Source organism: Enterobacter cloacae complex sp. 6730903, assembly GCF_048283985.1.
Taxonomy (GTDB): Bacteria; Pseudomonadota; Gammaproteobacteria; order Enterobacterales; family Enterobacteriaceae; genus Enterobacter; species Enterobacter hormaechei_C.
This window is the reverse complement of record NZ_JBLVXX010000085.1, coordinates 1-7082: the sequence shown is the minus strand read 5'-3', so window position 1 is coordinate 7082 and position 7082 is coordinate 1. Positions and strand designations below refer to the sequence as shown.

The following is a 7082-nucleotide window of genomic DNA, read 5'->3' as shown; positions in this document are numbered from 1 at the left end:
GGTGATGATGCTTTCGGGCGTCACGATGGTGCTGATTGCGCCGCTGGTGGCGTGGGTGATGTTTTAAGCTCCCCGGCCAGAGCGTCCGGGGAGAAAAGGCTTAGTGCGCGCGGCCCTGCTCAACGCCCAGGCCGGTTTGCGAGCGGATAAACTGGGCGCGGAATTTCTCACGCTCCAGGTTACCCTCCGGTGAATTATCGGTGGCAGAGAAGATCCAGATCCCGATAAACGCCACGGCGATGGAGAACAGCGCCGGATATTCATACGGGAAGATAGCGCTTTCGTGACCGAGGATCTGCACCCAGATGGTCGGGCCGAGGATCATCAGAATCACCGCCGTCAGCAGGCCCAGCCAGCCGCCAATCATCGCCCCACGGGTGGTCAGTTTTGACCAGTACATGGAGAGCAGAATGATCGGGAAGTTACAGCTTGCCGCAATCGAGAAGGCCAGCCCCACCATAAAGGCGATGTTCTGCTTCTCGAACAGAATGCCTAACAGAATCGCCACAACGCCCAGCACCAGCACGGTGATTTTCGAGACCTTCAGCTCATCGCGCTCGCTAGCGCCTTTGCGGATGACGTTGGCGTAGAGGTCATGCGACACCGCAGACGCGCCGGCCAGCGTCAGCCCTGCAACCACCGCGAGGATGGTGGCAAAGGCCACGGCAGAGATAAAGCCGAGGAACAGGTTGCCGCCCACCGCGTCGGCCAGGTGCACCGCCGCCATGTTGTTACCGCCAATCAGCGCGCCCGCCGCGTCTTTAAACGCCGGGTTTGCCCCCACCAGCATGATTGCGCCGAAGCCGATGATAAAGGTCAGAATGTAGAAGTAGCCCATAAACCCGGTGGCGTAGAACACGCTTTTACGCGCTTCACGCGCATCTGACACCGTGAAGAAACGCATCAGGATATGCGGCAGGCCAGCGGTACCGAACATCAGGCCGAGACCGAGCGAGAGCGCGGATATCGGATCTTTCACCAGCCCGCCCGGGCTCATGATCGCTTCCCCTTTCGGGTGGACCGCCATCGCTTCGGTAAACAGATTATTGAAGCTGAACCCGACGTGCTTCATCACCATAAAGGCCATAAAGCTGGCGCCGAACAGCAGCAGTACCGCTTTGATGATCTGTACCCAGGTGGTGGCCAGCATGCCGCCGAACAGGACATACATCACCATCAGCACGCCGACCAGCACCACCGCGACGTGGTAGTTCAGGCCGAACAGCAGCTCGATCAGTTTGCCTGCGCCGACCATCTGGGCGATCAGATAGAGCGCCACTACCACCAGCGAACCGCAGGCGGAGAGGGAGCGAATCGGCCCCTGCTTCAGGCGATAGGAGGCGACGTCAGCAAAGGTATAGCGCCCCAGGTTACGCAGGCGCTCGGCAATCAGGAACAGAATGATTGGCCAGCCGACGAGGAACCCGAGGGAGTAGATCAGGCCATCATACCCTGAGGTATACACCAGCGCGGAGATCCCAAGGAACGAGGCGGCGGACATAAAGTCCCCCGCGATCGCCAGCCCGTTCTGGAAGCCGGTAATATTGCCGCCCGCGGTGTAGTAATCGTTACGGGAGCGTACGCGTTTCGACGCCCAGTAAGTGATGTACAGCGTCAGCACCACGAAAATCAGGAACATGATAATCGCCTGCCAGTTGGTTGGCTGGCGCTGAACCTCGCCGGTAATGGCATCTGCTGCATGGGCAGCAAAGGGAAGTGTGGCGGCTAGCGCCGTCAGGACTCGCTTCATGATGCTTTTACCTCGCGCAGAACTTCTCTGTTAAGACGATCGAATTCACCGTTGGCGCGCCAGACGTACACACCCGTCAGCACAAACGAAATGATGATCACGCCAATCCCAATCGGAATACCGCGCGTGACGCTGGTACCCTCATGCAGCGGGGTGCCCAGCCAGTTCGGCGCAAAGGCGATCAGCAGAATAAAGCCGACGTAGATAATCAGCATGATGATGGAAAGGATGAAGGCAAACCGTTGCCGTTTTTCGACGAGCTCCCTGTAGTGCGCACTATTCTCTATCTGCTGACAAATATCGTTATTCATCACAGAGTCTCCAGAAGTAAGGTTGGTTTGTTTTTATCCCCTCTCCCCTGTGGGGAGAGGGTGAGGGGAGAAAGGTGCGGTCTGATGCCCTCACCCCGGCCCTCTCCCACAGGGAGAGGGAGAAAACACTAGGAAGGCATTGCGATGGCCTGCTTCTCTTCGAGCAGTTTGTCCACCACGCCAGGATCGGCCAGCGTTGAGGTATCACCGAGGTTACTGGTGTCGCCCGCCGCGATTTTGCGCAGGATACGGCGCATAATCTTGCCGGAACGGGTTTTCGGCAGCGAGTCGGTCCAGTGCAGTACGTCCGGCGTGGCAAGCGGGCCGATCTCTTTACGCACCCAGTTGCGCACCTCGGTATACAGCTCTGGCGACGGCTCTTCGCCGTGGTTCAGGGTGACGTAGGCGTAGATCGCCTGGCCTTTGATGTTGTGAGGAATGCCGACAACCGCCGCTTCGGCAATTTTCGGATGCGACACCAGCGCAGACTCAATTTCCGCCGTGCCCAGACGGTGGCCGGAGACGTTCAGCACGTCGTCCACGCGTCCGGTGATCCAGTAATAACCGTCTTCATCCCGGCGAGCGCCGTCGCCGCTGAAGTACATGTTTTTGAAGGTCGAGAAGTAGGTCTGCTCGAAGCGCTCATGGTCGCCGAACAGGGTACGCGCCTGGCCAGGCCAGGAGTCGACGATCACCAGGTTGCCCTCGGTAGCGCCTTCCTGCGGATTGCCTTCGTTGTCCACCAGCGCAGGCTGCACGCCGAAGAACGGACGGGTGGCCGAACCGGCTTTCAGCTGCGTGGCGCCCGGCATCGGGGTGATCATGAAGCCGCCGGTTTCGGTCTGCCACCAGGTATCCATCACCGGGCACTTCTCGTTGCCGATTTTCTTCCAGTACCACTCCCAGGCTTCCGGGTTGATCGGCTCGCCCACGGAGCCGAGGATGCGCAGGGAGGAGCGGTCGGTCCCTTCGATGGCTTTATCGCCTTCCGCCATCAGCGCACGGATCGCCGTTGGCGCGGTGTAGAGAATGTTGACCTGATGCTTATCAACCACCTGGCACATACGCGCCGGCGTTGGCCAGTTCGGTACGCCTTCAAACATCAGCGTCGTTGCGCCGCAGGCCAGCGGGCCGTACAGCAGGTAGCTGTGACCGGTGACCCAGCCCACGTCGGCGGTACACCAGTAGATGTCGCCCGGATGATAGTCGAAAACGTATTTAAAGGTGGTGGCTGCATAGACCAGATAACCGCCGGTGGTATGCAGCACGCCTTTCGGCTTGCCGGTGGAGCCGGAGGTATACAGGATAAACAGCGGATCTTCCGCGTTCATCTCTTCCGGCTGATGCTGGTCGCTCGCGTTTTCAATCAGATCGCTCCACCACAGGTCGCGCCCCTCGTGCCAGTCGATTTTGCCGCCCGTGCGCTTGAGGACAATGACGTTGTTGATGGATTTTACGTTCGGGTTTTTCAGCGCTTCATCAACGTTTTTCTTCAGCGGGATACCGCGCCCGGCGCGCACGCCCTCGTCAGCGGTGATCACCAGCTTCGAGTTCGAGTCAACAATGCGTCCGGCAACCGCTTCAGGGGAGAAGCCGCCGAAGATCACGGAGTGGATCGCGCCGATGCGCGCGCAGGCCAGCATAGCCACGGCGGCTTCCGGCACCATTGGCATATAGATCGCCACCACATCGCCTTTTTTAATGCCCTGGGCCAGCAGCACGTTGGCAAAGCGGCACACGTCGCGATGCAGTTCTTTATACGAGATGTGTTTGCTCTGAGAGGCATCGTCGCCTTCCCAGATGATGGCCGTTTCGTTGCCGCGTTCAGCAAGATGGCGGTCCAGACAGTTTGCCGCCAGGTTCAGCGTGCCGTCTTCATACCATTTAATGGAGACGTTGCCCGGCGCGAAAGAGGTGTTCTTTACCTTCTGATAAGGTTTGATCCAGTCGAGGATGTGGCCCTGCTCACCCCAGAACGCGTCAGGGCTGGAAACGGACTGCTGGTATTTCTCCTGGTACTGCTCCGGGCTTATCAGGCAACGGTCCGCAATGTTTGCGGGAATGTCGTGTTTGTGTATTTGGCTCATGGCTTTTTTTCTCCTTGTAAGATGTTAATAATATGTCGCAAAAACGTTAATAGTAGGGGCTTTACAAGCTTTGTTTAGTATTTGGGCGACAGATCACGCAATGTCTGAAGAGTATGAAAATTGAGCGAATGAAACTTTGAAGAGAAATAATTCATCTGAAGAATTATTCACTTTTTTGAAGTGAAAATATTTTGTATAACAAACGGTTATTTATGCGAATTGCTATAAATTACCGTCAATGACGCTTTTTGCAGTGAAATGCCTTGTTCTTTAAGGCTTGCGCAGCATGCCGTGCAAATGATACTCATACGGCGCGTTAAAAAATCCCATAAACCAACGCAACACAATTCATACCCTTTCAGTATGTCTCCATATTCATGCAGTTTTGATGGTACGGAGATTTCATTGAGGAAGTCAGTTTCTATGAAAAATTTGAAAGTCAGCCTGGCCTGGCAGATCCTGCTGGCCCTTGTGCTGGGCATCTTGCTGGGCAGTTACCTCCATTATCATAGCGACAGCCGCGAGTGGCTGATTGCGAACCTTCTCTCCCCTGCGGGCGATATCTTTATTCATCTGATCAAGATGATTGTTGTGCCGATTGTGATCTCGACGCTGGTGGTCGGTATCGCGGGTGTCGGTGATGCGAAACAGTTAGGCCGCATCGGCGTTAAAACTATTCTCTATTTCGAAGTGATCACCACGGTTGCCATCGTTCTTGGCATCACCCTGGCGAACGTGTTCCAGCCTGGTGCCGGGATCGATATGTCGCAGCTGGCGACGGTGGATATTTCGAAATACCAAAGCACAACCGCCGATGTGCAGAGCCATTCGCATGGGCTGATGGGGACTATCCTGTCGCTGGTGCCGACCAACATTATCGCATCCATGGCGAAGGGCGAAATGCTGCCGATCATCTTCTTCTCGGTGCTGTTTGGTCTGGGACTTTCTTCCCTGCCCGCGACGCACCGTGAACCGCTGGTGACCGTGTTCCGATCTATCTCCGAAACCATGTTCAAAGTCACCCATATGGTGATGCGCTATGCGCCGGTCGGGGTATTCGCGCTGATTGCAGTGACCGTGGCGAACTTCGGCTTTGCCTCCCTGTGGCCGCTGGCGAAGCTGGTGATTCTGGTGCACTTCGCGATTCTGTTCTTCGCGCTGGTGGTGCTGGGCATTGTGGCGCGGCTGTGCGGCCTGAGCATCTGGATCCTGATCCGCATCCTGAAGGATGAGCTGATTCTGGCGTACTCCACGGCAAGCTCCGAGAGCGTACTGCCGCGTATCATTGAGAAGATGGAGGCCTACGGTGCGCCGGCGTCCATTACCAGCTTCGTAGTGCCAACGGGTTACTCCTTTAACCTGGATGGTTCGACGCTGTATCAGAGTATTGCGGCGATCTTTATTGCGCAGCTGTACGGCATTGACCTGTCGCTGTGGCAGGAGATCGTGCTGGTTCTGACGCTGATGGTGACGTCCAAAGGCATCGCAGGCGTGCCGGGCGTCTCCTTCGTGGTGCTGCTGGCGACGCTGGGCAGCGTCGGTATTCCGCTGGAAGGGCTTGCATTTATTGCCGGTGTGGACCGAATCCTCGACATGGCGCGTACCGCGCTGAACGTGGTGGGTAATGCCCTGGCGGTGCTGGTTATCTCCAAGTGGGAACACAAGTTCGACCGTAAAAAAGCGCTGGCGTATGAACGCGAGGTGCTGGGTCGTTTTGATAAGACGGCTGACCAGTGATGTAAAAATGCCGGGTGGCGGCTTCGCCTTACCCGGCCTACATAAGCCGTAGGCCCGGTAAGCGCAGCGCCACCGGGCAACAACTTATTCCCCGCTCAACGCATCAAACTCTTCACACCCGGTATCAAACCCTTCGGTACAGCTCAGGTTTAACCAGTAAAGCGCTTTCTGCTTATTCGGTGTGATAAAGCCTTTCTCACCCTGCCTGAACAGCATTCCTGCCCAGTACTCCGCATAGCCCGTCCGGGACAGAGCCGAACTGCGCTTGAACCACGACGCGGCCTGCACGTCATCCTGAGGAACTTCAACGCCGTTGGCATAGATCAGCCCCAGCAGCTGTTGCGCGTCTACCGCCGAGTCGCTATCGATGTCTTCGGTTGCCGATTGCAGCAGTGCGATGGCCTGCGGGTAGTCGGTTTTGCCCGCCTGCGTGTTCACCAGCACCCGCGCCAGCATGATCGCGCCGCGTTTGCTGCCCGCAATGTTTGCCTGCTGGGCCAGGGCTTTAGCCTGCGCATAGTCACCCTGCGAAAAGTGGATTTGCGACAGCAGCGCCATGGCGTCGACATCACCGCCTTTTGCCGCTTTTTCCGCCCACAGCGCCGCCTGCGCGCTGTCGCCGGAACTGAACCAGGTATCGGCAAGATAATACTGCGCGCGCGCATCGCCCGCTTCAGCCTGCTTTTTATACTGGCTGCCTATCTCATCGGCATGGGCAAACGCGGTTAAAAATAACAACATCAGAAAAAGGGTTTTCATGGATTCTTATCATCTGGGTACACGCCGCGCAGTATAATCGCGGTGACAGAAGAAAAAAACGGGTGCGTTAAGACCTCAGCATCCCACAAGCCGGGCGGAACACGCGTTCCGCCCGAAGAGGTTAGCCTGCGTTACAGGCTAATTTCGCCGCCACCTCCTGATGTTCACTCTTTATTGAAAACTCGCATAACTTATCGCGAGTAATAAAGGTAAAGATCACTATCGTCAGGCAAATAATAAAGACGATGCCTAACGTAGTTTTTAATGGCGTCATGCCTTTTACTCCTTGTGAAAAATAGAATAAGAGGCTACTCTCAACCTGTTGGTAGTTGAGGGGTAGCCTCGGGTTGTACTGACCCCAAAAAGTTGGACAGTTAAACACGAGGCACATAGGTCTGGGTTCGATATTCAATTGGACTCAGACCTTTTAATTTCAGG

General features: G+C 56.3%; 6 protein-coding genes. 1 reads left to right on the top strand and 5 read right to left on the bottom strand.

Features of this window, described 5'->3' with window-relative positions; all coding sequences use genetic code 11:
- Window positions 1–100: 100 nt before the first annotated feature.
- From actP to acs, 3 genes are all read right to left on the bottom strand, one after another.
- Window positions 101–1750 carry a cation/acetate symporter ActP gene (actP, locus tag ACNQ0W_RS24365; protein ID WP_062933788.1) on the bottom strand — a complete coding sequence of 550 codons (1650 nt, stop codon included), beginning with the start codon at window positions 1748–1750 and terminating at the stop codon, window positions 101–103.
- Window positions 1747–2061 carry a DUF485 domain-containing protein gene (locus ACNQ0W_RS24360; protein WP_062933789.1) on the bottom strand — a complete coding sequence of 105 codons (315 nt, stop codon included), beginning with the start codon at window positions 2059–2061 and terminating at the stop codon, window positions 1747–1749. Before ACNQ0W_RS24360 ends, actP begins: the two co-directional genes overlap by 4 nt.
- 128 nt (window positions 2062–2189) lie before the next feature.
- Window positions 2190–4148, bottom strand: coding sequence for an acetate--CoA ligase (gene acs / locus ACNQ0W_RS24355; RefSeq protein ID WP_040117094.1), 1959 nt, complete (start codon window positions 4146–4148; stop codon window positions 2190–2192).
- Window positions 4149–4571: 423 nt separating this feature from the next.
- Between acs and gltP the strand changes: the two genes are divergently transcribed.
- Window positions 4572–5885 (top strand): glutamate/aspartate:proton symporter GltP, encoded by a 1314-nt coding sequence (gltP, locus tag ACNQ0W_RS24350; protein WP_047052227.1) that lies wholly within the window; start codon window positions 4572–4574, stop codon window positions 5883–5885.
- Window positions 5886–5969: 84 nt separating this feature from the next.
- On the opposite strand, the gene ACNQ0W_RS24345 is transcribed toward gltP, so the two are convergent.
- Window positions 5970–6644 carry a tetratricopeptide repeat protein gene (locus ACNQ0W_RS24345; RefSeq protein ID WP_015570200.1) on the bottom strand — a complete coding sequence of 225 codons (675 nt, stop codon included), beginning with the start codon at window positions 6642–6644 and terminating at the stop codon, window positions 5970–5972.
- Window positions 6645–6765: 121 nt separating this feature from the next.
- Window positions 6766–6918 (bottom strand): Hok/Gef family protein, encoded by a 153-nt coding sequence (locus ACNQ0W_RS24340; RefSeq protein ID WP_023295770.1) that lies wholly within the window; start codon window positions 6916–6918, stop codon window positions 6766–6768.
- Between the last annotated feature and the right edge of the window lie 164 nt (window positions 6919–7082).

Coding starts and splice junctions, on each gene's coding strand:
- gltP (WP_047052227.1), top strand. CDS start 4,572: ATGAAAAATTTGAAAGTCAGCCTGGCCTGGCAGATCCTGCTGGCCCTT.
- ACNQ0W_RS24360 (WP_062933789.1), bottom strand. CDS start 2,061: ATGAATAACGATATTTGTCAGCAGATAGAGAATAGTGCGCACTACAGG.
- ACNQ0W_RS24340 (WP_023295770.1), bottom strand. CDS start 6,918: ATGACGCCATTAAAAACTACGTTAGGCATCGTCTTTATTATTTGCCTG.
- acs (WP_040117094.1), bottom strand. CDS start 4,148: ATGAGCCAAATACACAAACACGACATTCCCGCAAACATTGCGGACCGT.
- actP (WP_062933788.1), bottom strand. CDS start 1,750: ATGAAGCGAGTCCTGACGGCGCTAGCCGCCACACTTCCCTTTGCTGCC.
- ACNQ0W_RS24345 (WP_015570200.1), bottom strand. CDS start 6,644: ATGAAAACCCTTTTTCTGATGTTGTTATTTTTAACCGCGTTTGCCCAT.